This window comes from Enterococcus sp. AMC1252, assembly GCF_058216515.1.
Genome location: NZ_CM177097.1, coordinates 3,161,539 through 3,188,056, shown reverse-complemented (window position 1 = coordinate 3,188,056; position 26,518 = coordinate 3,161,539). Strand labels below are relative to the sequence as shown.

Below are 26,518 nucleotides of genomic sequence, written 5' to 3'. Positions count from 1 at the left end.
ATGGCAAAGAGACGGTTAATTAAGAAAATTAACGAGGTTTCCGAAGAAGAATTAACACAAGATGTAGACTTTAATTCGGAAAGTGAACAACGACCTGCTCCTGTAACAACAAATAATAGCAGTTTATTGGCTGAACAAGAGCAAGAGATTACACGATTAAGAGAACTAATCGAAGAATATAGAATGCAAGAATCTGAATTTGAACAAAATAAAGAAGAAAATTTCCGTTTATCTCAACAAAATAAACAATTAGTCATCAAGGTTGAGAGTAATCAAGATGAACTTGAATTATTAAAAGAGAAGAATGATGAATTAGCAACGCAACTTAATCAAAAAGAAACAGAAATTTTCGAATTGGAAGATGCGACAGAAGCAGCTGATTCTTCAGAAGAAATCAATCGTTTAAATGCACAAATTGCAGAACTGAAAAAGGAAAATATCAGTGGGCAAGAACAAATTGCTTATCTTGAGACAGCACTTGTTGAAAAAGACAAAGCTTTAGAAACCCAAATTCTTGAAAAAGAGAAGGAAATACAACGATTACAAGCTGATTTAGCTGCCCGAGGAACAATCGGAGAAAAACAAGAAGCATTGGAGACGGTGAAGATGGAATTAGAATCATTGAATGAAAAACTTCAAACTACTGATAAAGAAAATCAACAATTGACACAAAAACTTGCTGATCTTCAAGAGCAAATGCACCGCTTACAACAAGAAAACCAAGAATTAAAAGACAAAGAAGTCACTTTAACATCAAATAGCGATGTTTCTGTCGATAACAGCCGTGTCGATGAATTGAAAAAAGAATTAGAAACAGTTCTTAAAGAAAAAAGCGAATTAGAAACAAATCTAGGTCGTATTCAAGGCTTAAATGATAAATATTCTATTCAAAAGAATGTATTTGAATCTGAATTAGCTGGTTTGAGAAGTATCTATAAAGAAAAAGAAGAAGAATTAGAAAACTTGAACGCTGAACTGGAAACAATGCGCAGCATGTCTGCAACTGGTGAAGCTACAGGAAATCAACTAGCTGAATTATTACAAGCAAAACAACAAATCAACGACCTATTATTGAAAAATCAATCATTACAAGAAGAAGCCTTGAAATCACAACAAGAAATTGGTGAAGTAATGGTTTCTGCTAAGAAAGAAGCGAATCGGATCATCAGTGAAGCTCAAGTTGAAGCTAAACATATGGTCAATTCAGCGGAACTTGAAATGTTGAACATTGGGAACCGTGCGAAAAATATCTCTAATGAGGTAGAAGAATCTAAAAATGAAGTAATGACGATCTATCGTGAATTAGAAGAACGTTTGAACAAATTATCACGTTTGGATAAATCTGGTAACTAACCAATTAAAGAACAAATGAAGGGAAGAACAATATGAAAAAACGAATCAATAAAAAACATGCTATACTGTTGATTTTTTCTACAATATTGTTTAGTACTGCGATATACTTTATGTCTAGTTCATTGATCTTAGGAGCATCGGTAGGAGGAGCTATATCTACACCAGCAACTGCGGGGGGAGAACCTGCAGCAACACCAGCTCCAACTCCTTCAACTCCAGAACCAGAACAACAGAAAGAAACAACAGAAAATACCGTCACTGAAGAAAAAGAAGTTCCTAAAGAAGTCTATCTTGTAAAAACAGGTCAGACGTTATGGGAAATTGCTCAAGATTCAGGTCTGTCGATCCAAACATTAATGAATAAAAATCAACTAAGTAACAGTGTGATTGTTGAAGGACAGGAATTAGTGTTAGAGTGATAGTAAACTAGTATTACTTGATATCAAAAAGGATTGACTGAATTTAGGTGGGTGGAGTAAAACTTTCAAAGTTTTGCCTCACTCACTTTTTTAAATGTAAGAAAACTATCGTAGTAAAAGAATTGGGAGATGTTGTAGCTATCCGATGACAAAAAGAAGTTAGTTTTGTTAATAGTAGAGAAGTTAAATCCTGAGGTGCTTTTCAAGCCTAGCTAGTTTTGTATGGAAAAATATACAGCAGTCTGTTATTCTTAATTAAGAGTATTAATCGGTATGATTGAGGTGTATCATGGATGAGATAAAAGAACGTTTTGAACGACTAAAACGACAACTAAAAAGAAAACTCAATAAAAACAAAAAATCCCAAAATAGAACCAAAAATAAGAAAAAAAGACATCCGAAAACTGAACCTAGAAAGAAACAGATACAATCTAGAGAGCGGATCGAATCAATAAATGAAGAACTTAAAGTTAAATCAAGACCAAAAGAAGAGCAAATAAGAAAAAATGTGCCAGCTAATAAAAAGAGAAAAAAGAAAAAAATAACCAAAGAAGAATTTGAAAGAAGAAAGAAGAAAAAAAGAAAAGAAAACATTATTGAAATTGTTAAATTCATGCTCCCAGTGGTATTATTCGCAATTTTTGTGTTTTTCTTTATCTTAAATACATCTCCGCATATGGTGGATGGAGACTCAATGAAACCAACTCTGTTAAATAAAGATCGGGTTATTGTTCGACGAACGAAAGAACCCAAAAGATATGAGGTTATTACATTTAAGCCACCAGTCAAAAGTGATTTTCAGTATGTAAAACGAGTCATAGGGATGCCTGGAGATCTTGTTTGGACAGAAGGTAGTGACTTATTTATCAACCATCAAGCGGAATCATTACCAAAAGCTTCAGAATTATCTGCTGCTAGTGAACTTCCAGATGGAACAATTAAAGTAAGTGTGTCAGAAGAGTGTTTAGATCAAATGTCTCAATTAAAGAAAATTCCTAAAGGATATTATTTTGTATTAGGAGATAATCGAAATAACTCTAGCGATAGTAGAGCTTTTGGATTAGTTGATGGTCAAGCTATTGAGGGGGTTGTTTCCTTTAGATTTGCTCCATTCGATAATATTGGTTGGATAAAATAAAAAAACGATAAGTTTATATCGTTTTTTTTATTTTTATTAATAAATGAAAAAACATTAACTTTCAAGGGGACTCCGAAAATAATATTAAATGAAAAAACAAATTATTTTGCTTCAAATTTGCGATTATTCTCATTAAATTTAATAGGTATCAAGAAAACGGAGAACATCAAGTCAGTGTTCTCTGTTATAATTTCAATTAATAGGACATAGAATTAAAAAGTGTTTTATCTTGTGTCAATCAATTGAAGAATCAGTTTTTCAATTTCGGTCATATCATAGCTATTACCAATGTCAGAAAAGATATAGACTAATTCTTGTTTTTCAGATATGACTTCACTATAAATATTGGAAAGTAATATATCATAATGACTTTCTTCCTTGAAGGCTTCGGCTTTTATTGGATATTTGTGACCTAAAACATTCGTTAAATGTTGAATAACTAATTCACCAATAAAGGGATTCAGTGAATGATAGACGCCAATTGAGATTTTTTCTTCATTTAATTCAGCAATATGATTTAAGATGATCGTATAGTGAATTTCAGTGAATTTATTTTTATAACTGCCTTTTTCACCATCTTGATCAAATTTCTTAGTGGCAATATCCATCAACTCAAAAACTTCGTTACCCGAAAACGGATGGCGGTGAGCATTGACGATAGATTTTACAGTCCAGCTATCAAAAGCCAAGATAAAACCATCAAAATAATAAAGTTGGGAATGCAGCTGGAACAAAAGATTTTCAATATACAGTAATCGAGCGGATGAAGCATAGCTCGATAAATATCCCTGTTGCTTTAGATATTTTAAGATAACTTTATTCATATAGTTTAAGTAAGAACTTTCCCTGCGTTGTTTTTCAGCCAATCTAAAAGCAAAAGAAGAATTGGGGGAAAAATTATGCATAGAACAAAAGAAGTCATAAAACATGTATGCTTCATAAATAGTATATGGACGGTCGATTTTTTTCATATATGTATGTAAGGCCAAATTGATTTCTTCAAATAGCGGACGATCGGGATAATCATAATTTGGGCTGATGACAGGATTGTATTCCGTTGTCAGTCGCCTAAAAGATATTTTCATCCACAATTTAATTTGCAACACTTCGGTTGGATCAAACACCAGATTAAGAGATTCTTTTAAAATATCTACAAAACCAAGATATTGATTAGCCGTCTCTTTTTCCAAACTTGACTTATCTTCAAAAAGAAACCAAAAAAAGCTAAAGAAAAAATAGCGAATCTGTTTTTCTTCTCCGATGAGTTTGCCGCGTTTGATTTGCAGTCGGAATTCTTTTAAAAGGTCATTAAGCTCAGTAATTTTACGATAGTAAGTGGCAGAACTGATTGCATAATTCAACTGGAAATAATCACATGTCAATTCACCTTTTGTGAATAACTGATTGACCATTTGAAATTTAATTGATTTTTCTAGAAAAAGGACAACAACTTTTTTTAATGGAAAAGTTGGTTGCTTTTTTAAAGAAATATTTTCACCTTTTAATGTTATTTCTACGTATTCACTTACTTGATTTTCTTCAAGAAAACTTTGTAGAAAAGACAAATATTCATTTAATGTTGGTAAGCTAATTTGGAATTCACTAACTAGCTCATTTTTTGTCGCTTTGCCTTGATTGTTGTATAAAAATAATAATATATCATTCATATAATCGAAGGGCTTTTCTAAAAAATCTCGTTTTAGCATAATAGACACCTCACTTTAAGGATACTTGATTCATAACAAAATGGCAATACGCAACTTATAAAAAGAAATTTCCTGTTTATTATTATATAAAAAAATTGAAATTTTATATATAATGGAATATAGTGCAATTCATATTTATACAAATAATAAGGGTTTGTTTGATTGAAAGGAGATAACCTTAGTGAAAGTAGTAATCATAGGAGCCTCTCACGGTGGGCTTCAAGCAGCATTGACCTTAAAGAAATTAAATCCTCAAACTGAGGTTGTTCTAATTGAAAAAAGAAGTGAAATCAGTTTTGTTTCAAGCGGAATCATATTGAGAATGAATCAGTTAGTGGATGAATTGGATAATGTGAGGTATCTTACCTCAGAAGAGTTGGAAAAAAAAGATGTGGACATTTTACTCAATGCTACAGTGACTAGTATCAATTCAGATAAGAAAACTATTATTTATGAAGATATTAATAAGAAAATAACAGAAATAAATTATGACAAATTAATCCTTGCAACAGGTTCAAATCAGTTTTCAACAAATTTAACATTACCAAGCAAGGATAAAGTAACTGTGTTTAAAAGTTATCCAAGTTCTGTAGAAGTATTAGAAAGATTGGAAGAAGCAAAATCTATCTCGATTGTTGGAGGTGGATACATTGGTGTAGAATTATGTGATGCTTTGAAAGATCATGGGAAAGAAGTTCATTTGATTGAAAGTTCGGACTCCGTCCTTTTTCGTTATTTAGATAAGGAATTGTCTTCTTTAATTGAACAAAAAATTCAAGCTTCCGGAGTGAACCTTCATTTAAATGAAAGTGTTATTGGATTTTCAGATATAGATGAAGAGATATTTATCACGCAAACAACAAATGAAGAAATTAGAAATGATTACGTGATTGTGGCAGTTAACGCTCGTCCAGATACTACATTAGTGAAAGAGTTTTTAGATTTAAATGCAAATGGAACTGTTCGCGTCAATGAACATATGCAAACCAGTGATCCAGATATTTTTGCTTTAGGTGATGTTATTTCTTACCCTGTTCGTAATAGTTATCGCAAGTCGTTTATTCCTTTAGTAAATAATGTTGTACGTAGTGCAACAGTTGCTGCAATGAATGTACTAGGACATCATATGAAATACAATATGACGCAAAAAACAACTGCAACAAAAATTTTCAATAGCTATATTGCTAGTACAGGCTTAACCGAAATAGAAGCGAAGTTTGAAGGAATTGAAGTTGAGAGTATCTTTTTAACATTACCATGTCAGTTGCCATACCTTAAATTACAGGAAGAAGTACATATCAAGATGGTCTTCGAAAAAGGATCGCACAAATTAATTGGCGGGCAGTTGATGTCTGAAAAAGATATTACGCAATCAATAAATACCTTATCATTAGCAATCGATAAAGAAACAACATTAGAAGAGCTAGTTACAATGGATTTTTACTTTAATCCAGGAATCAATCAACCGATGGGAATTATTAGCCGTGCAGCGTATGAATTTTTAATTGAAAAGTATAAAGTGTGATTGGTAGATAACATAGGTTATTATATGATCGAATTATCGCTTAGACATAGGAAGAAATGTAAAATAATAGAAGGCAAGCAGAGTTTTTCCTGTTAATTCTAGAGACAGCAAGACAAAATGATTTTTGTTATTGCTGTTTTTTGTCATTTTATTTTTATAAAAAAAAGCAAATTACTTCTACTTATTATTATTTAAGTTTATAATAGAATAAAATTCTAGGAGGCATAGTCGATGAAAGCAGACGAAAAGAAATTTTATGACTTCATTATGGATCGGACAAAAGCGGATCATCAAGAAGACATGAAACATTTGCTGGCAGAATTGATGGAGAGAAGATCAACGGATAAGCTCGATAAGATGTATCTTATGAGTGTGGTTCCTAGAGCGCTTTCTTATTTAGATCCTGATTCAGTGAATGAAGTAAAGAAAGTGGTATCAGAGTTTTCAGCAAAACTATAAGCAGTACAAATTAAGGGCAAGCTGATTCATTCGGATGAGTTTGTCTTTTTTTTAGGTGTCAGAAAGTTTCATAATAATAGAAGTAAAGCTCGAAAAATCAGTTAGGCGAGTTGTAGAAATAGATATAAATAGGTAATCTCTACGACAGTTTTAGAAACCTGTCGTAGAAATGGACAAAAAATGGATTTTTCATTTGTTATTGATAAAATGATTATGCTAAAGTATATCAGTCATTAAAAAGAGTAGGTGAGCAGGATGAAACATATAAAAAATACATTGAAGTTATTTAAACTAGATTGGCAACGCATTTTTAAAAACCCGATCGCTACATTTTTGATTATTGCACTGATGATTATTCCATCACTTTATGCATGGTTCAATATTAAAGCATTATGGGATCCTTATGCAAACACAGGAGAGTTGCCGATTGCAGTCTATAGTGATGATCAAGCTGCGACTTTCAAAGACAAAAAAGTGAATATTGGTGAGGAAGTTCTGAAAAATCTTCATGAAAATAAGCAATTAGGTTGGCGATTTGTTGACTCCAAACAGGAATTAGATAAAGGAGTACGATCAGGTAAATATTATGCTGGTATTTATTTGCCCAAAGACTTCTCTAAAGACTTATTAAGTTTTACGACAGGAGAAATCACAAAGCCTAAAATAGACTATTCGATCAATGAAAAAATCAATGCGATTGCCCCAAAGATCGCAGAAAAGGGTGCATCTTCTTTACAAGCGCAAATCACAGATGAATTTACTAAGACAGCTAGTGGTACGCTAGTTAATGTGTTTAATGATATTGGGTATAATTTAGATTCCAATTTAGTTAGCATTACAAAAGTGAAAAATATGATCCTTTCGACAGATGAGAATATTGCGCAAATCGATAAGTATACGCAAGAAGTTGTGGCATTGCATGGGAAAATGCCAGAATTAAAAACAAAACTAGCAAAAGCAAACGAATTTGTTGAATACTTGCCTGAAGTGGATGCATTAGGAGCGAAATTAGTTGATTTAAATAACAAGATGCCAACGATCAAAGAGCAGGCTAAAGTTATTTTAACATTACAGCAAAAAATTCCTGAAATTCAAAATGCGGGAAAACAATTAGCGATGATCGATGAAGATTTCGCTTCCGTAGAGCAAACAATGACCGAAGGAATCAATGAAGCTAAACAAGGTTTAACCATTATTGAACAAGTTCAAACGGCTCTACCGGATATTGAAAATCTTGGAAATCAAGCCGATCAATTAGCAACTGCAACAAGTGACGGTGCAGCGAAATTACAAGAAGCATTGCCAGGCATCACTAGCAGTATGAAAGTAACTTTACAAGCAATTGGAACAATTAGTTCCAGTGTTGCATCCGTTGTCGAGCAATTTAGAGACAACCGTTTGACACCAGAGGAACGCGAAATGTTGAAACAACAGCTATCAACTAGTCTAGGACAACAGCAAGCAGTCATTCAACAATTGATCCAAACGTTGACTCAAATCCAAGAAGCAGCTGGAAACCAAGATTTACAGCCCACTATTGATAAGTTAACAACAGTTAGCAACTTGATTTCAGTTTTAAAATCTAAAGTTGATAGTTTAGATGTAAATGCCATTACGGATGCTGACTTGGAAGCTATTCAAAATGCAGCAAATGAAATTGCTACGACAGCCTTAAGTATTGATGTTGATGCAGTTTCAACGATGGTCAATGATATTTTAACGAAATTGATCGCAACGATCAGTACCGCTCAAGGTTTACTTAATCAAGCGAAACAAATTGATTTTGCTTCATTACTTAACTCAACACAAGCTACCGTCTCAAATGCAATTGGCATCTTAGAAAAATACCAAGCAGAGCTACCTGCAATCAAACAGGAAGTCCATGATGCCAACGTTTTGTTGAATGGTCATATGGACACGATTGTAAATGGTATCAATAAAGGGGCAGAACTTTACAATAATGAATTACCTGTTATAGAAGACAAACTTGGGTTAGCAGCAAACTTCATTCAAAATGATTACCCAGGAATCAGAAACAATATCACAGATACGTTAAAAACAGTCAATGACAAAATGCCGGATTTGGAGTCTGCTTTAGATAAAGCCAATGACTTAGTTCAAAATGATTGGCCAAACATCAAAACTGGCCTGCATAAAGCGGCTGAAGCAATCCGAAAAGGTGAAAAGGATGTTGACCTTGGTCAAGTAATAAAATTGCTTAAACTGGATGCCAATGCTGAAAGTGACTTCTTTGCGAAACCAGTTGAGGTATCTGAAAATAAAATTTATCCGATTGCGAATAATGGTTCATCAAGCACACCATTTTATACGGCATTGTGTTTATGGGTCGGAGCTGTTTTATTTTCAAGTGTTGCGACAACTGATTTCTATTTAGAGGAAAAAGACCGTGGTAAATTTTCTAAACGAGAACAATTTTCTGCAAGAATGTTAACCTTCTTAGTGATGGGCTTAGCGCAAGCAATGATTGTTACATTAGGAAATTATTTCGTATTAGGCGTAGATGTTAGACAACCATTTTATAGTGTCTTGTTTGCATTATTGATTGCCTTGGCCTTTATGATGATGGTGTACGTGTTAGTGGCACTTTTTGGTAATGTCGGAAAAGGAGCTGCAATCATTATCTTAGTACTGTCTATTTCTGGCGGTGGGGGAAATTATCCAATACAAGTTTCTGGGAAGTTCTTCCAATTTATTAATCCGTTTTTACCATTTACTCATGCGGTGAATTTATTGAGAGAATCGGCTGGCGGAATTTATTGGCCAAATGCTTGGAAGGCAATCATCATCTTAAGTGGTATTACGATCGTTTTCTGCGCACTAGGGATTTTCCTATATCCTTATATCGAGGAAAAAACGAAGAAATTAGCGAAGGTCTCTCATGAGAGTCATATCTTCCATTAAAGAGAACAAAATGAAACTGTGGAGAAATATTTATTTTCTCCACAGTTTTTTATCTGCAGAGTTTTGTTTCTATAAGAGGTTTACGCTAGATATGATTAGGATTAAATGGATATCGAAATTGACTAATGGTATCTTTGAATGAGACAGATAGAAAGTATGTATTGAGGAAGGTGGAAGAAAAAATGCCGGATTGGAATACTTTATTTTATGATAAAAGCAATATTGAATTGATGCCTGAACCAGAAGTGATTAAATTTGCAGAGCTTATAAAAAAAGAATTTCCTTAAACAAAGGGCAAGAACAAGGGGTTATCCACCATTATTTTGACGAGGAAGAAATCAAAAAACTGTTTCCAACAGATAAATGGGAAGTCATTATATTGGCTGAACAAGTCGTAAACTACGTTTCAAAAGTAGAAAAGTTCTGGGAAATCAATCCATTTAGGTACACTACGTGGTGTATATTGGTAAAAAAACGATAAGAAAGTATCCAAAATTTTATAATAGCCTTTCAAGGCATCCCTAACAAAAAAACAAAGACTACCCATCAATCAACTTGGGGTGTTCTAAACAATAAAAAGTCACTAATAAAAGTAGTATTTTACTATACAAATTCCTAAAATCATTTTATAGTTTTAAGATATGCTAAAAACGAGGTAGGGGTTATGATGATAAATTTTTTAATAGATCGTTTTGAAAAAAGACAACAAAAAAGTTCAGATATTCGAACAGCATTTGGGATTTTTTCTGGGATTGTCGGTTTAATATCCAATTTGCTGCTTTTTGTAGCTAAATTATTAATTGGCTTGATTTCAGGTAGTGTATCGATTATGGCAGATGCAATGAACAACTTATCAGATACAGTATCATCCGTTCTAACGTTGGTCGGCTTTTATATTTCTGGTAAACCGGCAGATGAAGAACATCCATATGGACACGAACGATTTGAGTATATCAGTGGCATGTTGGTTTCATTGTTGATTACATTTGTTGGGTTTCAGTTTTTCATGACGTCGATCGATCGAATCAAAGATCCGCAGAGTATCAAAGTAAGTCCTGTGATTTTGATTGTGTTGCTATTGTCTATTGTGATCAAAGTCTGGCAAAGTGTTTTTTATAAGCGTGTTGCTAAGAAAATTGATTCAAATACGTTGATTGCAACAGCTAAAGACAGTTTGAATGATGTGTTTACAACGATTGCAGTCCTAGTATCAGCAACAGTTGAAGGTATCACTGGGCTGAAAATAGATGGAATTGTCGGATTAGTGATTGCCTGCTATATTATTTTTAGCGGGTTACAGTTGATTCGGGAATTTGTGAATGAGTTGATGGGATTACGACCGAATCAAGCTGCTATTGATGAAATGAAGTTATATTTATCATCGGTTTCAGGAATTGTAGGCTATCATGACTTATTGATCCATCAGTATGGACCGAATAAAACATTTGCATCAGTGCATATTGAAATCGACGATCGGTGGGATTTAACACAAGCTCACGAAACAATCGACGAGATTGAAAAGAAATTCGAAGAGCAACTAGGTGTTGACCTTGTTTGCCATATCGATCCAGTAAATTTACATGATCAAAGACAACAATTTATTCATCAAGAGCTGAAGAAAATTATTAAAGGAATCAATACCGAGCTTAGAGGACATGATATTCGTTTGGTGGATCATGGTGGAAAGCCGCGCATTTTATTTGATTTAGTTGTGCCCAATCATTTTAAAGCGACAGATCAGGAATTAAAAATTCGTTTGCAAGAACAGGTTTATAGAAAAATTGGTGATTATACAGTAGAAGTTACCTTTGATCACAATTATCTACTTTAAATTTATTAAGAATTATAAAAAAAAGATATTAATCCATTTGTTTTCTCAAAAAAATATATAAAAACAGTTGTTTTTACTAAAAAAATGAGAAAATATAAACTTTTAACGTGGTAACATAGGAATGGACTGTTAGGAGGAATTATAAAAATGGATACTAATTTATTATTGGTGCTATATTTTTTGGTTGTTGTAATCGTTGTTTTAACATTGGTTATTGTTAGGGACAAACAATTTTTAAGGGGTTTATTAGGAAAAAAAGAGTTGCAGCAAGAAGAAATCACGGATTTAAAGTTGGAGAAAGTCCGTTTAAAACATATTATAAAAATGCAGGATGAAACAATTTCTCACATGTTGACTTCAAATGCTCAGTACTCTAAACCTATAGGTCTTGACTATTCAAAACGAAATGTTGTAGAGACACCAGAAATTCAAGAATGGAACCTGGATGAATATGAAAGCATGAATCGAGAGTATTTTCAATAAAAAGAATGAGAGCTAACTCATTCTTTTTTTTACGCGAAAAGCAATGGATATTAATCTTTTTCTTGTATGTAAGACTACAAACTCCTATACTAAAAATGAAAAGGGGGAGGTTGAATGGAAGCTCGGTTGCTCGTAGTAGGATTTGTTGGACTCATTATTTTGATCATTATTGCTATGGAAATGTATAATCGTTTCAAATTAAAGGCAATGGTCAAAAGCAAATGGGGGACATTTCCTAGCGCACGTTTTTTTGATAAAGAAGAGAGTTTAAAAGAAGCATGGCGCAAGGCAAAAAAATATAGAAGTTACGATAGTGAGATCGATGACATTACTTGGTATGATCTAGAAGGATTTGCTTTATTTGAACGTATTAATGGAACCTATTCAAGTGTAGGATCGGAAGCTCTATACCAACGATTACGTAATTTTAACTTCTCTGAAAAAAGTCATGATCGTTTAGAAACATTGATTGCATATTATAAGCAAAAACCGACTACCCGAGAAGAAATTCAATTTCAGTTTGCCTGTCTAGGGAAACAAGATAATAATCATGTTGAAAGTTATTTAAGCGAAACAAAAGATCAGAAGTTACCAAATACAGCATTCTATTTATTCTGTGGGTTATTGCCGATAGCTGCTTTACTAATTGTGCTAATATTCCCAATGACGTTGTCAGTTGTATTACTTTTAGGATCCATCATATTTAATGTTGTCTATTATCTGATAAAGAAAGAAAAATTACAGAGAGAATTAATCTGTATGGGGTATCTGGTTCAAACGGTTGCTTGCGCAAAAAAGCTAGAGAAGATAAAAACGCCGTTTCAAGAAGCGCTAGCAAAAAATCTTAAACCACTTGCCTCAATGACTAAATTTGGTATTTCTTTTAGAATGAAGTCAAATAGTGAAGCTGAAATGATGTTTGATTATTTAGCAATGGTTTTTATGTTGCCATTTATTTCGTATAATTTTGTATTGAAGAAGCTAGCAAATAATGAGATTCAAGCAAAAGAGATGTGGCGTTTACTTGGAGAATTAGAAGTTGCAGCAGCTGTTCTAAATTTTCGAACGATAATGCCTGATACAAGTCAGCCAGTATTTTCGGATGAGGTTGTAGTGACTGGAACAGAAGTTTACCATCCTTTACTAGCAACACCTGTACCAAATGAGGTGAATTGGGCAAAAAACACCCTTGTAACAGGTTCTAATGCTTCAGGTAAGTCAACCTATGTCAAAAGTGTAGCAATCAGCTGTATCCTTTCTGCGACGATCCACACAGCCTTAGCAACTAAGTTTCAATTGCCATTTGGCCATATCTTGACCTCAATGGCGGTTGAAGATGATATTTTTGAAGGAGACAGTTATTTTGTAGCAGAAACGAAGTCCGTCAAACGAGTGTTAGATCTTGCCGAAACGAAAGTCCCTTGCCTGTGTTTTATTGATGAAATATTAAAAGGAACAAATACAATCGAACGAATTTCTGCCTCATCCAGTATGATTCATTGGCTAGGTAATTACCCATCGCTAGCTTTTGTTGCCACTCATGATATCGAGCTGACAGAAATATTAAAAGAATCATGCGATAATGTTCATTTTGAAGAACAAGTAACGAAAGAACAAGGGGTGACCTTCGATTACTGTTTGAAACAAGGTCCTGCCACAACCAGAAATGCCATTCAATTGTTACATGTATTGAATTATCCCAAAAGCGTCGTTGAGCAAGCAAAAAGAGAAGCAGATTATTTTGATAAACATCGCACTTGGCAAACATTAAAATAAGGATCAAGACAAGGACAGCTCTTAAGCAGGTCCTTTTTTTTTCGGAAGATAGTCTTGATAAGAGAAAGAAAAATAAAGACCTAAGAATTACTTTAATAAAAAAAGAGGAAGGAATGAATATTTCAAGAGTTTAACAAGTAAATAATTGACAATCGTAATTTATGAGCGTAGCATATGTGATTGTTTATGGAAAAACCATGTTTTTTTCTGAAAAAAGATGAGAAAAAAATCAGAGAAGGAGAGATTGACCAAGTGGACTATTTAAAACGATTATTTATCGGAAAACCTTTAAAATCTACTGAGAATGATGAGCATAAATTAAGTCGATTGGCAGCGCTGGCCTTATTGTCATCGGATGCTTTATCTTCAATTGCTTATGGTACAGAACAAATCGTGGTCGTACTCGTTACGTTATCCGCTGCTGCTATATGGTATTCATTGCCGATTGCTGCTTTTGTTATTATTTTACTTATTTCATTAACTTTATCTTATCGGCAAATCATTCACGCTTACCCTCATGGTGGCGGAGCTTATGTTGTCAGTAGTGAGAATTTAGGAAAGAATGCAGGTTTAGTGGCTGGCGGATCGTTATTAGTTGATTATATGTTGACAGTTGCGGTTTCAGTTTCGGCAGGGGCTGAGGCGATTATATCAGCAGTGCCTGAATTATATGGTCACCAAGTAGCAATTTCGATCGTCATAGTTTTGCTGATCATGTTGATGAATCTGCGTGGGTTAAGAGAATCAGCTAGTTTTTTGATGTTTCCTGTGTATAGTTTTATTGCTGTTATTACATTGCTGATTGCAACAGGTTTATTCAAAATTATTACTGGAGCGGTGCCCTTGCATGCTACAGCAATCCCTGGCACTGTGGTTCCTGGAATCACGATTGCTTTGATTTTACGTGCATTTTCTTCTGGTTCATCATCTTTGACTGGGGTTGAAGCAATTAGTAATGCGGTTCCTTTTTTTAAAAAACCTAGAGCAAAAAATGCAGCTGGGACATTAACGTTGATGGCCGCAATTTTAGGCTTTTTCTTTGTTGGAATCACGTTTATCAATTATTGGTATGGGATTGTTCCTCAGACAGAAGTGACTGTGCTTGCCCAAATTGGAAAGGCAGTCTTTGGACAGAATATCCTTTATTATGTACTACAGTTTGCAACGGCGCTGATTTTAGCTGTAGCTGCTAACACAGGATTTTCGGCCTTTCCAGTGTTAGCTTATAATTTAGCAAAAGATAAATTTATGCCGCACATGTACATGGATCGTGGGGATCGTTTAGGTTATTCAAATGGGATATTGACCTTAGCAGCTGGTTCTGTTGTGTTGTTATTGATTTTCCAAGGCTCGACTGAACGATTGATTCCGCTATATTCAATCGGTGTATTCATTCCATTTGCATTATCACAGACTGGGATGGTGCTTAAATGGCGAAAAGAAACTAAAAAATGGTTGTCAAAATCAATTGCCAATATTGTGGGTGCTTTGATTTCTTATGGAATTATCATTATTTTATTTATGTATCGTTTAGGGGATATCTGGCCGTTCTTTATTATAATGCCCGTTTTGATTTTTGTTTTTTACAGTATCCATACTCATTATAAAAATGTAGCCGAACAATTACGTGTAGAAGAGACGACAAAGCAGCAGGAATTTTATGGGAATACTGTTATTGTTTTAGTAGGAAATGCGACGCAAGCCAATGTTGGAGCGGTAAATTATGCTCGTTCAATCGGAGATTATGTGGTTGCAATGCATGTATCATTAGATGAAAATATAGAAAAAGAGCAGGAAATTGAAACAGAATTTAAAAAACATTTTCCAGACATACGATTTTCTGTGGTTCATTCTTCTTATCGGTCGATCACCAATCCAATTCTCCGATATGTAGATATCGTCAGTAAAAATTCAGCGAAACGAAATTATACAACGACCGTTTTGATTCCCCAATTTGTTCCAAATCGACGCTGGCAAAATATTCTCCATAACCAGACTAGCTTGCGACTACGTTTACGGTTATCTTGGCGGGAAAATATTGTCGTTGCCACCTATAGTTATCATTTGAAAAAATAGTAGACAAAAGGTTGGGACAGAAGCATTTATTTGGTTTGAAAGTGGCTGAGGCATGGCTTGAAGAGTGATGACTTAGTCCCTTTTTTGTTTCTGAAAGGGTAATGTTATTCTTCTATCTTGAAAGAAGGTATAATCATTTGTAAGTTGTTAATGAAAAAAGTTCAGATTGGAGCAGAAATGTCATTTAAAATGTTATGGGAGTTAGGAGAAATCTACACAACTCCGTTAGATTGGTTTTTGGTATTACTGGGAATGGTCTATAGTGGTTACATACACGGTCATTTTTTTAATTGGCGTATTCTTATTTTTTTAGTTGTTTTATTTCTCTATCACATTACTATGAACATATTTAATAATTACATGGATTATCGAAATGCTAAAGATGAAAACTATAAGAAGGTAACCAGTACGATCAGTAAATGGAATCTTTCTTTAAAAACAGTCAAAAGGACTTTCTTATTTTTTTTGTTCATTTCGTTGTTTTTTGGTGCTATTTTAGTTTTTAGTACAGATAGTTTGGTGCTAGTTTTGGGTATTTTAGGGTATTATATGGGTTTTGGTTATTCGTATGGGAGAAGGCCGATCAATAGTTTACCAATCGCAGAACTTATTCCAGCTGTGTTGAGTGGTTTTATGATTCCGTTGTTAAGTGCTTATTTAGCAACTTATGAAAGTGGGGGGATAAATTTTTCCTCGTTAGGTACTATGTCGATTAGTTTTATGCCGATGTTTTTATGTATGTATAACAACTTGTTGGCAAATAATACCTGTGACCTTGAAGAAGACATCAAAAATGGACGTAAAACGCTAGTCTATTATCTTGGCAAACAAAAGAGTGTTTGGTTGCTGCTTATCCTGACATGTTTAAGCTATCTTGCGATTATTCTGGCTGTTTATGTTAATCAAGCGCCGCCTTTGACCTTGGTGATGTTGTTGCTGTTTCCAGTAACCTTAAAGGTGATGCGCCCTTATTTTAATCAACAAATAAAAAAACAAACCTTTCCGCTAGTTTTGAAAGGCATGTCGATGATTATGTTTGGTTTTCCAATTGTTTATTTGATTGGTTGTATTATTTAGTGAATAAAGTCGTCAAAAAGCCTATAGATACTGTATTGCAACTAGAAGTTGACACGTTGCAAACAGAATGGTGCTTTCTTTTCTATCTCTTTTTTTGTACGATTTAATTACAAAAAAAGGAGTGATCAATATGAAAAAGGCATTAATCTTAGAAGCAGTAATATTTTTGGTATTTTTGGTAAGGGATCCCTTAGTCACGCTGAAGAGAATCAAGAGTCCGTTACTTATTCATTATCCGACACTACAAAACAAACTTCTAGCATTGTTACAAAAGAAGGCGAAGAACTAATTATCACTATAGAAAAAGAACCTTCTCTTTCTCGGGCATTAGGAAATGGTACATATACCGTTTCAACAGAAAGAAGAGGTTCCTGGAAAGCTAGTTATCAGGTAACGGTAAAAAACAATTCAATTACTGGTACAAAGAACGCAAGTGCTACCGCTATTTCGGGTTCATTTACTAGCAAATCTTTACGAATCGACAACTCAAAACAAGCAACTTACTATTTAAAGCGTAAAGTAGGCACGTCTACAGCTACTATTAATCTTCGAGCAAAAATAAATGGTTCTAAACTCAATGTTTCTGTTTTGACTTAAGAATCAGGTGTATAGTTTACCTCGATTCTTTGATCCCATAATAGATAGTCACCAACCATAATAAATGTGAAATACAAATTAATTAAAATGCAGCATACACTTACAATGTTAATTAGCATGTAAAATGTGTTGCTTTTTTTATTTCGTTTCATAATAATAGGTGCCAGAAACAGACCTAGCGGTGTTGCTACAGACAAGCCAATAACAGCAATTAATAAAAGTAACCCTTCGTCTTTATCACCAATTCCCTGATTATAAATCCAATCTAGTTTTCTGCGATGATCGTCTATCGTTTGATTATTTTCTTCAATTTTTCTCTTTAAGACTTCGTTTTCTTGGACAAGTTCGTCAATTGAAACTTCATAAATTTTACTAAGTAATACTAAATTATCAATATCTGGATAGCCTTTTCCCGTTTCCCATTTTGAAACAGATTGACGAGAAACATTCAATTGATCTGCGACGGCTGTTTGTGAAAGACCTTTATTTTCTCTATGTACACGTAAGCGATCAGCTAAAACCATTCTTATCCCCCCTAAAATTTTATACTTAATCATACGACATTTTGAATGGAAAAACTATCAGTTATTGGTTTACATAGCAGCAACTTATGGTTGCAACTAGTGGAGCAACTATAAGTTGTCACAATGTAAACCAATAGGTGCTTACTAAAATAACCTTTCCATGCAATGATAATGGCATGTTAAAAAGAAAGAAGGTTTTATTTATGAAAAAAGTTTTAATTGGTATCGTATGTAGTAGTTTTTTGTTTGGATCAGCTGTAATTCCAGTTACTAGTGTTATGGCGGCTGAAGATCTTAGTATTCAACAAGTTTCTGAAGAATTACATTTAACTGGAGCACAAGAAAAAAAAGCTGAGGAAATTGAAAAAGAAGTACAACGTTTAAATAGCTTACCAGATCAGCAAAGAAATGAAGAAATTGCTAAAACATTAGCTGAAGCAGAAGGTCAAGAATTTTATTTTGGTGAACAAACAGGAATTATGAGTAGAGCAGCTGCGTCTACAAATGCTAAAATTGTTAACGGTGGAATTAATTTCTTTGCTTATAATAAAGAAGGAGTTAATAAATTAGCTAATAGCTTAGGAACTTGTGCAACTGCAACTGGTGGCGCAACTGCTATTGCTGGATTAATTGCTAAGTTCGCACCAGGTATTTCAACTAAAGTTGCGGCTTCAGTTGTTGCAGGTATTGGCGGATTAGTAACAAAAAGATTTTATGATGCTCGTGGCATTGTTAGAAAGAAAACAACTAAAGCAGGAGCTCGAATTACTGTTACAGAAACTTTAGACATAACTAATAAAGGAATTAACGCTTACAGATAGTCTGATTGGAGGGATTGAAATGATATTTGGTATTTTACTTGTACTTTCTCTTATTTTGATAAATTTGGAAAGTATTCCTATTTTTAAAGAATACTCTCTTTATTTGAATATTATCGGAATAGCATTATTTTCTAGTATTTTGATTTATATATCATTTAATCCAAAAAACTATATTATGGGTATCTTAACAGTTATTTTAATAACTGTTTTAACAGCTTTTGAGAAATCTGGGAAATACAGTAATCATAAGTATTTATTTTTAACATTAGAAATAATAGTCGCAATAATAGGTTTTTCAAGTAATTTAATATTTAAATAACTAATTTAGAATGGAGGTGTATTTCATGTTATTCTTTTGGTGGTTAAATTTCGGTGGTGGACACTCTTCTGGTAATGGAGCATCAGGAAAATGGTAAAATTAGATATAAAATAGGAGACTCAACTATGAGATCAAATTATAAAAAGATATTGGGTTATTCTCTTTTACTTGTCTCATTATTAGATGCATTAATATTTAGTTTTAAACCTGATATGATTCTTGTTGATGGTAACCCATTAGATACAGGTTACATGATATCAAAAACTCTTTTTATAATTACTACTTTGCTCATTTTAACAATTATTGGAGTTCATTTAATCAATAAAAAATAACTATGCTGAGCAATCCTGAAGTTCTATTTTCACAAAGAAAACTTCCTCACTTAATAAAGTAGGCAATAAATATGTGATTTCAAAAAGGCAATAAAACATAATAAAATCAAGGATTTCTAACGAAAAATCAACAACAGAATCACATACTAATTCAACAACTAATTCAAGCGCTGAAGTTAATTTTTTACGTGAACAATTACAGATTAAAAATGAAGAAATGAATACTATGCAGCGGCTACTGGATCAACAACAACAACTCACCCTTCAATCAAATAAACGAATCGAGCAGCTAGAAGCTCAATTACAAATTGGATCTCAATCTCCTAAAGAAGAACAGCCTTCAGCTGAAGAACCAAAAACTGATCCTGATTCAATACCGGACAAAAAGTGGTGGCATTTTCTCCGAAAAGATTCCTGATTTTTGGTTTGATCGATGGAAAGCCGCTACACGCAAAAATCCCACCTTTTCAAAAGGTGGGTATAATTGGGCAATATGACTTCTAGTGGATATGTTAGTAGAAAATATTTACGCCCTTTTTGTGCACTTCTTATGTCCCAACTACGGACTTCATACGGTCGCTACTATGTCCCCAGTCCTCTTTTCATGTACCCACGTAAATAACCTAGCACTGCTAGGATACCCACACATTTGGGTACAGATTTCCCTTATGCTCTTTCTAAATTTTAAATGATTTGAATGATCATTTAAAATTTAGAAAGGTTTATCCGCTTGATATTCTTATTACTACTGATGTGCAACTATAAGTTGACACGCTGCAAACAGAATGGTGCTTTCTTTTCTATCTCTTTTTTTGTACGATTTAATTACAAAAAAAGGAGTGATCAATATGAAAAAGGCATTAATCTTAGAAGCAGTAATATTTTTTGGTATTTTTGGTAAGGGATCCCTTAGTCACGCTGAAGAGAATCAAGAGTCCGTTACTTATTCATTATCCGATACTACAAAACAAACTTCTAGTGTTGTTACAGATGAAGGTGAAGAAATAATTATCACTATAGAAAGAGAACCTTCTCTTTCTCGGGCATTAGGAAATGGTACATATACCGTTTCAACAGAAAGAAGAGGTTCATGGAAAGCTAGTTATCAGGTAACGGTAAAAAACAATTCAATTACTGGTACAAAGAACGCAAGTGCTACCGCTATTTCTGGTTCATTTACTAGCAAATCTTTACGAATCGACAACTCAAAACAAGCAACTTACTATTTAAAGCGTAAAGTAGGCACGTCTACAGCTACTATTAATCTTCGAGCAAAAATAAATGGTTCTAAACTCAATGTTTCTGTTTTGACTTAAGAATCAGGTGTATAGTTTACCTCGATTCTTTGATCCCATAATAGATAGTCACCAACCATAATAAATGTGAAATACAAATTAATTAAAATGCAGCATACACTTACAATGTTAATTAGCATGTAAAATGTGTTGCTTTTTTTATTTCGTTTCATAATAATAGGTGCCAGAAACAGACCTAGCGGTGTTGCTACAGACAAGCCAATAACAGCAATTAATAAAAGTAACCCTTCGTCTTTATCACCAATTCCCTGATTATAAATCCAATCTAGTTTTCTGCGATGATCGTCTATCGTTTGATTATTTTCTTCAATTTTTCTCTTTAAGACTTCGTTTTCTTGGACAAGTTCGTCAATTGAAACTTCATAAATTTTACTAAGTAATACTAAATTATCAATATCTGGATAGCCTTTTCCCGTTTCCCATTTTGAAACAGATTGACGAGAAACATTCAATTGATCTGCGACGGCTGCTTGTGAAAGACCTTTATTTTCTCTATGTACACGTAATCGATCAGCTAAAACCATTCTTATCCCCCCACCTTAAATTTTTATACTTAATCATACGACATTTTGAATGGAAAAACTATCAGTTATTGGTTTACATAGCAGCAACTTATGGTTGCAACTAGCGGAGCAACTATAAGTTGTCACAATGTAAACCAATAGGTGCTTACTAAAATAACCTTCCCATGCAATGATAATGGCATGTTAAAAAGAAAGAAGGTTTTGTTTATGAAAAAAATATTTATTAGTTGTTTTGTTTTGGGTTTATCAGTAGTAGCGTTAAGTATACCTACTACTGCAAGTGCTGAAGAAGTTGGTGGATGGTCAGAAACTGATGGTAATTATCTTAACCCAAATATCATTTTACCTCGTGCTTCAGTAAAGCATACTGGCAAAAGAGAAAACAAAGTTATTTCTGGAACAACCAATTCTAGAGCTCATGGTTGGACAACTTGGCAAGGAGTTAGACATTATACTACTGCACAGATGGAACGTTATTATACAGGAAAAGTAGTAACAACTTCTGGGCGAAAATATGGCACTAGTGGAACCGAAGCAATCTCACCTTGGTTTAAACCAGCATATGGAGAAGATACAGCTGCTGCCAAAACTTATTATGGAAGATAATTAGCTGATTAATTATTTTATTAATCTTTATTAGTTGTTGTAATCCTCTTAGCAACTAATAAAGATTATCTGAGGAGGTTATCTGTTAATGAAAAAAAGTTCTATATTAGTCGCAAGCTTGGTATTAGTTTTTCTGTATATGTTAACTTTCTTTGTAACTGAATACCATAATCAACAAATAAAATTAGCGTTTGAAAGTAATGATTTGTATTCTTCTAAACATCTGTTTGTTGATAGTACTTTAGAAAATCTTATGGATAATAAAAAGATCAATAATATATCAGACTTGAGAATTTTTATCCCTTTGGAAAGTAGTAACGATGAAAAAATAAAAGGCTATTATTCCAATAACTATTCTAAAAATCAATTTCCACTAAAAAATGGCCGATTTTTTTTAACAAAAAATTCTAAAGAAGCTATTGTTGGAAAAAATGTGACCACGACTATGACTAACTCTGACAAGTATTATCAGTTCAATGGGGAAAATTACCGAGTTGTTGGTACTTTGGGACTAATAAATCCAAGTTTTCTAGATCACACTGTTTTAATAAATGATACAGACTTATTTTCTAATAATAAATCAAACTTAGTTATTGATGGATCGGGAATATCTCCTTCTATCTTCAATGATAAAAAAAATTATCAAAAAAATATTGGGCTTGATAGAAAAATTGATAGTGACTTTTTTTCTCCTATTATTTATAGTCTATCAGGAATAATAATAACTATTAGTACTATCTTAATAGCATACCTCCTATTTTTAGAATTAAAAAAAGAAAATCGGATCAAGTTTATTTTAGGAGAAGCAATTATTAATAGATACGTATCAAATATGACATATTTAATACATATTTTTATACTATCCTTTGTTGCATTCTTATTAATAACAAATACAAATATAAGTAATTATGTACTTTTATATAAACTTCTAATCATTCAATTCATATTATTTATACTAACTTTTAGTATCTTATTCTTTAAAGAAGAAAGGAAGATGTTTTTTGGAATTTGTTTATAATTTAAAAAAGAATTTCTTTCTTATTTTTTTTAAAATAATTCTTGTCCTTGGCTTTTTTTTTCTTACTTATACTTTTCTTTCATTCTCTAAAAATATGGATATTCAAATGAGTAATAATCTAATTGAAAGTAAAAATAAAGATATGTTTTCTATAACAGATACTCTTACAAATCCAGATGATTTTTATAATTTCAGACAATCAGAACAAAAGTTGCAAAATGTTAAAAAATTTTATGACCATTTAAACAGTCATTCAACTATTAAATTTTTATCCGCATTTGACCAACCAGTACAGATTGAAAACTTTAAAGGTGACAATACATTTAATGAAGCTTATGGAAATGGTTCAGATATTGATACTCTAGGTACATATGTTGATGACATATCAAAAAAAGAGGTATTTGATGCTAAAAGCATTCAGATGAATAGGAATTTTTATGATTATTACGCTATTGAATTAGAAGAAAACACTCGTTTAAATTGGAATGATATCAGCTTTGAAAACAAAATGTTTCCCATAATTTTAGGATCCAATTACAAAGGTATATATAAAAAGGGTGATATCTTAAAAGGGAGTTTGTATTTTCGAGAATTTGACTTTGAAGTAATCGGATTTATAAAAGAAAATACTTCTGTTTTTTATAAAAATGATATTAACAAATATTTGGATGATTACATACTTATTCCTTACCCTACACAATTCAATATATCTACATCAAATAAAGAGTTTATAGGAATGATTTCTTTTTCTATGATAGCAGGAGATCTAATTGTTTCGAAAGAAGAAGGACTATCTTATCTCCAGAAGCAGTTAGCTATTGCAGCAAAAGAAACTAACTTTTATGACTACACTATACTGGGTGTTTCTACTTTTTCAATCCAATATAATACTATGTATGAACTAATAAATTACAATCAAAAGCTAATTATTTCAGTTTTCATTTGTATGTTTTTTTGTACTTTATTTATTATTCTCTTTCTAAATTTCAAAATATATAACAGAAGAAGCTTACGATACTTTATATCATACTTAAATGGAGACAGTTTTAAAAAGATTTATGTACTAGGCTTAAAAGACCTCGTTTTAGGAGATTCATTAATAGTACTCTTATACATTTTATTATTTTTCATCGTTCCTAATCGAGACATATTTAGTTTTTTGAGTGTTTTATTGCTTATATTAGTCTTTATCTTAATAGACAATTTATTATTATATTATCTGCTAAGAAAAGATATTTTTTCTAATTTCAATAGTATCCAACAAAGGGGCGAATAATGTGATTACACTAAATAATATTAATAAAAAATTTCCACAATCTGACCATAGAATTTTTGATAATTTAAGTTTTTCATTAGGTACCTCCCAGTCAGTAGCTATTAAAGGTCGCAGTGGATCTGGTAAATCAACCTTATTAAAAATAATGGCTGGTTTGGATACTCAGTATACTGGCACCTATGAGTTTAATAATGTTTTAATATCTAAAAATCCGCGCACTTTACTTTCATTCAGAAAAAATAATATCGGTATCATTACTCAAAATTATAATCTTTTACAAGATAGAAGTGTTGAAGCAAATCTTCAAATTTCTATTTCGAAAAAAAAAAAGAATGAAATTGAAAAAATTTTATTTTTAGTTGGTCTTGAGCATTATGCCTCAAAAAAAGTATCACTGCTTTCTGGTGGAGAAGCGCAGCGCGTAGCCATTGCCCGTTCATTGTTAAAAAAACCAAAAATATTACTGGCAGATGAGCCCACGGGAGCGCTCGATGAAAATACAGAATTGGAAATTTTAAATCTATTTCAAAGCCTAAAACAATTAGGTACAAAACTCATTATTGTAACACATAGTGATTTAGTAGCTGACATTTGTGATACAAAATACACACTCACAAAAAAGAAACTTTTGCTATCAAATAAATAGATACATTAAAAAATAGTTCTGTTCTATTCTCACAAGGGTATAAGCAATCTTAAGTAAACTACTCAAATGCATAATTTAATAACAAATCCCCGAAATAGCAATAAATTATATTTAAAAAGTGTAAGAAACAGAAACCTTGATTTAATAAGGTTTCTGTTTTAATTTAGAGATAGACCAATTGATTTTGGTGTTTTGGGTTGGTGGAAGGGTTGGTATTATTGCTACTTGGTATAATTCTTTATTACGTTAACTACATGATTAAATAACAAATTTTCTAAATTGAAGATCGGAGATGAGCAACTTTTGAAGATACGTACCTCACTCTATAGAAAAACAAAAAATAAATTATCTGATGGAAGTATGGATTCATATCATTTAAAAGGTTTATTGTATTGCCTTTCTCCATTACTCCTGATTTTACCTTTTTTCTTTGAAATTATTACTTTATCATTTTTAAGTAAACTTAACATGGGTATTCTATATATTTTTGTTGAATTAGTCTTGGTCATTTTATTTTTTACTTTAAGTGCATATATTTCTTATTTTTTTCTGAAACAGTGTTTAAAAAATTTCAAAATAAAATATAGATTTTATTCTTTATTAACGTTGTATTTATTTTTAGTATCTATAACAATTACACTGAATTGGCTGTTTAGTGGTTTAGCTGTAATCTCTAATATATTAGTATTATTGTTATACGTTGATCTACCGTTGATATACCCTTATAACAATCTAGAGAACATTTCCAAAGCCTTATCTGTAAGTTTCTCAAATATGATGGTGATATATACCCCTTTATCTATATCTTATGCTCTTAATTTCCTTTTACCTGGTTCACTACAAACCAAAGAAGTTTCCATGAAGAAGAAAATCATACGTCTATTTTTAAAAGTAGTTTTCTTATCTTTGGTAGTTGGTCTCTCGATTATATTTTCAGTTATTGATGAAAGTAATTTTAGCTCTATAACTATATTTACAACCTTATTTACTTTTATGTGTACACCAAAAGTAATATTACGATTATTTTCCAACTATAAAAATATTGATCATATTGTAATATCAGAAGAAATTTTACGGACATTTGATACTTTAAAACTGTTCTATTATGAATTTATTTTTTCATGGTCAATCTCAATATATATTTTTAAGCCTGAAAGCCCTGATAAAAAAATGATTATATTTATCATTGCACTGTTTGTTCTTCTGTTTTTAACAATAATTTCTAAAATGATACTAAGCAAACCGAATACTAAAGTGTTCTCAAAATGGATAGTTCCATACGATAACAGGAAATATAGATATAGAGATAACAAAAACTACCGTAGAAAAACTTCGCATAAGGAAAACTTGAGATAGCAAATTTATATAAATTTACCCTATTGATCCCTACCTGTTTTCTTCAGTTCTTCAAAAATAATTCTAAAAATTTTTTACGAAAGACATTTCTATTTCTTCTAATTTTTGATTTTGCTCATGAGAACCAAAACGAAAATTGGAAAATAGTCGTCGATTGCTTTTTGTAAATTTCGCAAAGTGTATATACACTTGCTATGCTTGCCACAGATAAAAAGAGAGGTCATTTCTCGCTCTGGCAAGCATAGCAAGGTGTCCCCACCTTACGTAAAAAATAAAAAAGTAGCTACATTGAAATTTTCGATTTTGCTTTTTTGTTCATTTCATTTTTTAGTTTTTGGGAAATTTCCCCAATCCCCCTTTTTTAAAATCGTCTTTTTCTAGCTAACACTTTTTCATTTTTCGTCCGCTGCGTTTTTCA

General features: G+C 32.4%; 25 protein-coding genes. 22 read left to right on the top strand and 3 right to left on the bottom strand.

All coding sequences use genetic code 11. The annotated features are described in order from the left end of the window. From AC4BB5_RS15050 to lepB, 3 genes are all read left to right on the top strand, one after another. Nucleotides 1-1,353 (top strand): hypothetical protein, encoded by a 1,353-nt coding sequence (locus AC4BB5_RS15050; protein ID WP_490456910.1) that lies wholly within the window; start codon nt 1-3, stop codon nt 1,351-1,353. Nucleotides 1,354-1,385: 32 nt separating this feature from the next. Beyond that, nucleotides 1,386-1,772 (top strand): LysM peptidoglycan-binding domain-containing protein, encoded by a 387-nt coding sequence (locus AC4BB5_RS15045; protein ID WP_490456909.1) that lies wholly within the window; start codon nt 1,386-1,388, stop codon nt 1,770-1,772. Nucleotides 1,773-2,061: 289 nt separating this feature from the next. Continuing rightward, the gene (lepB, locus tag AC4BB5_RS15040; RefSeq protein WP_490456908.1) at nt 2,062-2,910 is read left to right on the top strand and encodes a signal peptidase I; all 849 of its coding nucleotides are present in this window, start codon (nt 2,062-2,064) and stop codon (nt 2,908-2,910) included. A gap of 224 nt (nt 2,911-3,134) precedes the next feature. Here the strand turns inward: lepB and AC4BB5_RS15035 are convergent, their stop codons facing one another. Beyond that, on the bottom strand, nt 3,135-4,616 hold the full coding sequence (locus AC4BB5_RS15035) for an AcpB/EbpR/MafR family transcriptional regulator (protein ID WP_490456907.1): 1,482 nt from the start codon (nt 4,614-4,616) through the stop codon (nt 3,135-3,137). 181 nt (nt 4,617-4,797) lie between these two features. Between AC4BB5_RS15035 and AC4BB5_RS15030 the strand changes: the two genes are divergently transcribed. The 9 genes from AC4BB5_RS15030 (at nt 4,798) to AC4BB5_RS14990 (ending at nt 17,362) form a co-directional block, all read left to right on the top strand. Then, on the top strand, nt 4,798-6,141 hold the full coding sequence (locus AC4BB5_RS15030; protein ID WP_490456906.1) for an FAD-dependent oxidoreductase: 1,344 nt from the start codon (nt 4,798-4,800) through the stop codon (nt 6,139-6,141). Between the two features lie 231 nt (nt 6,142-6,372). Beyond that, a complete protein-coding gene (locus tag AC4BB5_RS15025) occupies nt 6,373-6,600 on the top strand; it encodes a hypothetical protein (RefSeq protein ID WP_069646395.1) in 228 nt (75 codons plus the stop codon). A gap of 255 nt (nt 6,601-6,855) precedes the next feature. Beyond that, on the top strand, nt 6,856-9,522 hold the full coding sequence (locus AC4BB5_RS15020; RefSeq protein WP_490456905.1) for a YhgE/Pip domain-containing protein: 2,667 nt from the start codon (nt 6,856-6,858) through the stop codon (nt 9,520-9,522). A 667-nt stretch (nt 9,523-10,189) separates the two neighbouring features. Continuing rightward, on the top strand, nt 10,190-11,353 hold the full coding sequence (locus AC4BB5_RS15015) for a cation diffusion facilitator family transporter (protein ID WP_490459081.1): 1,164 nt from the start codon (nt 10,190-10,192) through the stop codon (nt 11,351-11,353). Between the two features lie 147 nt (nt 11,354-11,500). Continuing rightward, on the top strand, nt 11,501-11,836 hold the full coding sequence (locus tag AC4BB5_RS15010; RefSeq protein WP_490456904.1) for a hypothetical protein: 336 nt from the start codon (nt 11,501-11,503) through the stop codon (nt 11,834-11,836). A gap of 114 nt (nt 11,837-11,950) precedes the next feature. Next, the gene (locus AC4BB5_RS15005) at nt 11,951-13,612 is read left to right on the top strand and encodes a MutS-related protein (protein WP_490456903.1); all 1,662 of its coding nucleotides are present in this window, start codon (nt 11,951-11,953) and stop codon (nt 13,610-13,612) included. A gap of 252 nt (nt 13,613-13,864) precedes the next feature. Next, entirely contained in the window at nt 13,865-15,688 is a 1,824-nt protein-coding gene (locus tag AC4BB5_RS15000) for an APC family permease (RefSeq protein WP_490456902.1), read from the top strand. Nucleotides 15,689-15,865: 177 nt separating this feature from the next. Beyond that, nucleotides 15,866-16,765, top strand: coding sequence for a prenyltransferase (locus tag AC4BB5_RS14995; protein ID WP_490456901.1), 900 nt, complete (start codon nt 15,866-15,868; stop codon nt 16,763-16,765). Between the two features lie 48 nt (nt 16,766-16,813). Further along, nucleotides 16,814-17,362: a DUF5626 family protein gene (locus AC4BB5_RS14990; protein WP_490456900.1), complete on the top strand. Its 549-nt coding sequence runs from the start codon at nt 16,814-16,816 to the stop codon at nt 17,360-17,362. Here AC4BB5_RS14990 and AC4BB5_RS14985 read toward each other — a convergent pair. Continuing rightward, entirely contained in the window at nt 17,359-17,886 is a 528-nt protein-coding gene (locus tag AC4BB5_RS14985; protein ID WP_490456899.1) for a helix-turn-helix domain-containing protein, read from the bottom strand. The two genes, AC4BB5_RS14990 and AC4BB5_RS14985, sit on opposite strands and share 4 nt — an antisense overlap. Nucleotides 17,887-18,089: 203 nt before the next feature. Between AC4BB5_RS14985 and AC4BB5_RS14980 the strand changes: the two genes are divergently transcribed. From AC4BB5_RS14980 to AC4BB5_RS14960, 5 genes are all read left to right on the top strand, one after another. Further along, a complete protein-coding gene (locus AC4BB5_RS14980) occupies nt 18,090-18,707 on the top strand; it encodes a hypothetical protein (RefSeq protein WP_490456898.1) in 618 nt (205 codons plus the stop codon). Between the two features lie 19 nt (nt 18,708-18,726). Continuing rightward, complete coding sequence (locus AC4BB5_RS14975) at nt 18,727-19,026, top strand: hypothetical protein (RefSeq protein ID WP_490456897.1); 300 nt, start codon at nt 18,727-18,729, stop codon at nt 19,024-19,026. 125 nt (nt 19,027-19,151) lie between these two features. Then, nucleotides 19,152-19,358: a hypothetical protein gene (locus AC4BB5_RS14970; RefSeq protein WP_490456896.1), complete on the top strand. Its 207-nt coding sequence runs from the start codon at nt 19,152-19,154 to the stop codon at nt 19,356-19,358. A 97-nt stretch (nt 19,359-19,455) separates the two neighbouring features. Beyond that, nucleotides 19,456-19,776, top strand: a complete 321-nt coding sequence (locus tag AC4BB5_RS14965) for a DUF536 domain-containing protein (protein WP_490459080.1) — start codon at nt 19,456-19,458, stop codon at nt 19,774-19,776. Between the two features lie 430 nt (nt 19,777-20,206). Beyond that, nucleotides 20,207-20,674, top strand: a complete 468-nt coding sequence (locus AC4BB5_RS14960) for a DUF5626 family protein (protein WP_490456887.1) — start codon at nt 20,207-20,209, stop codon at nt 20,672-20,674. On the opposite strand, the gene AC4BB5_RS14955 is transcribed toward AC4BB5_RS14960, so the two are convergent. Next, nucleotides 20,671-21,198, bottom strand: a complete 528-nt coding sequence (locus tag AC4BB5_RS14955) for a helix-turn-helix domain-containing protein (RefSeq protein ID WP_490456895.1) — start codon at nt 21,196-21,198, stop codon at nt 20,671-20,673. The two genes, AC4BB5_RS14960 and AC4BB5_RS14955, sit on opposite strands and share 4 nt — an antisense overlap. A 207-nt stretch (nt 21,199-21,405) precedes the next feature. Between AC4BB5_RS14955 and AC4BB5_RS14950 the strand changes: the two genes are divergently transcribed. The 5 genes from AC4BB5_RS14950 to AC4BB5_RS14930 all read left to right on the top strand — a co-directional run bounded on the left by AC4BB5_RS14950 (nt 21,406) and on the right by AC4BB5_RS14930 (nt 26,100). Next, the gene (locus tag AC4BB5_RS14950; protein WP_490456894.1) at nt 21,406-21,804 is read left to right on the top strand and encodes a hypothetical protein; all 399 of its coding nucleotides are present in this window, start codon (nt 21,406-21,408) and stop codon (nt 21,802-21,804) included. A gap of 88 nt (nt 21,805-21,892) precedes the next feature. Further along, nucleotides 21,893-22,822 carry a hypothetical protein gene (locus AC4BB5_RS14945; protein ID WP_490456893.1) on the top strand — a complete coding sequence of 310 codons (930 nt, stop codon included), beginning with the start codon at nt 21,893-21,895 and terminating at the stop codon, nt 22,820-22,822. Further along, nucleotides 22,806-24,098, top strand: a complete 1,293-nt coding sequence (locus AC4BB5_RS14940) for a hypothetical protein (RefSeq protein WP_490456892.1) — start codon at nt 22,806-22,808, stop codon at nt 24,096-24,098. Before AC4BB5_RS14945 ends, AC4BB5_RS14940 begins: the two co-directional genes overlap by 17 nt. A 1-nt stretch (nt 24,099) precedes the next feature. Continuing rightward, complete coding sequence (locus tag AC4BB5_RS14935; protein WP_490456891.1) at nt 24,100-24,744, top strand: ABC transporter ATP-binding protein; 645 nt, start codon at nt 24,100-24,102, stop codon at nt 24,742-24,744. 303 nt (nt 24,745-25,047) lie between these two features. Then, nucleotides 25,048-26,100, top strand: coding sequence for a hypothetical protein (locus tag AC4BB5_RS14930; protein ID WP_490456890.1), 1,053 nt, complete (start codon nt 25,048-25,050; stop codon nt 26,098-26,100). Nucleotides 26,101-26,518: the final 418 nt, after the last annotated feature.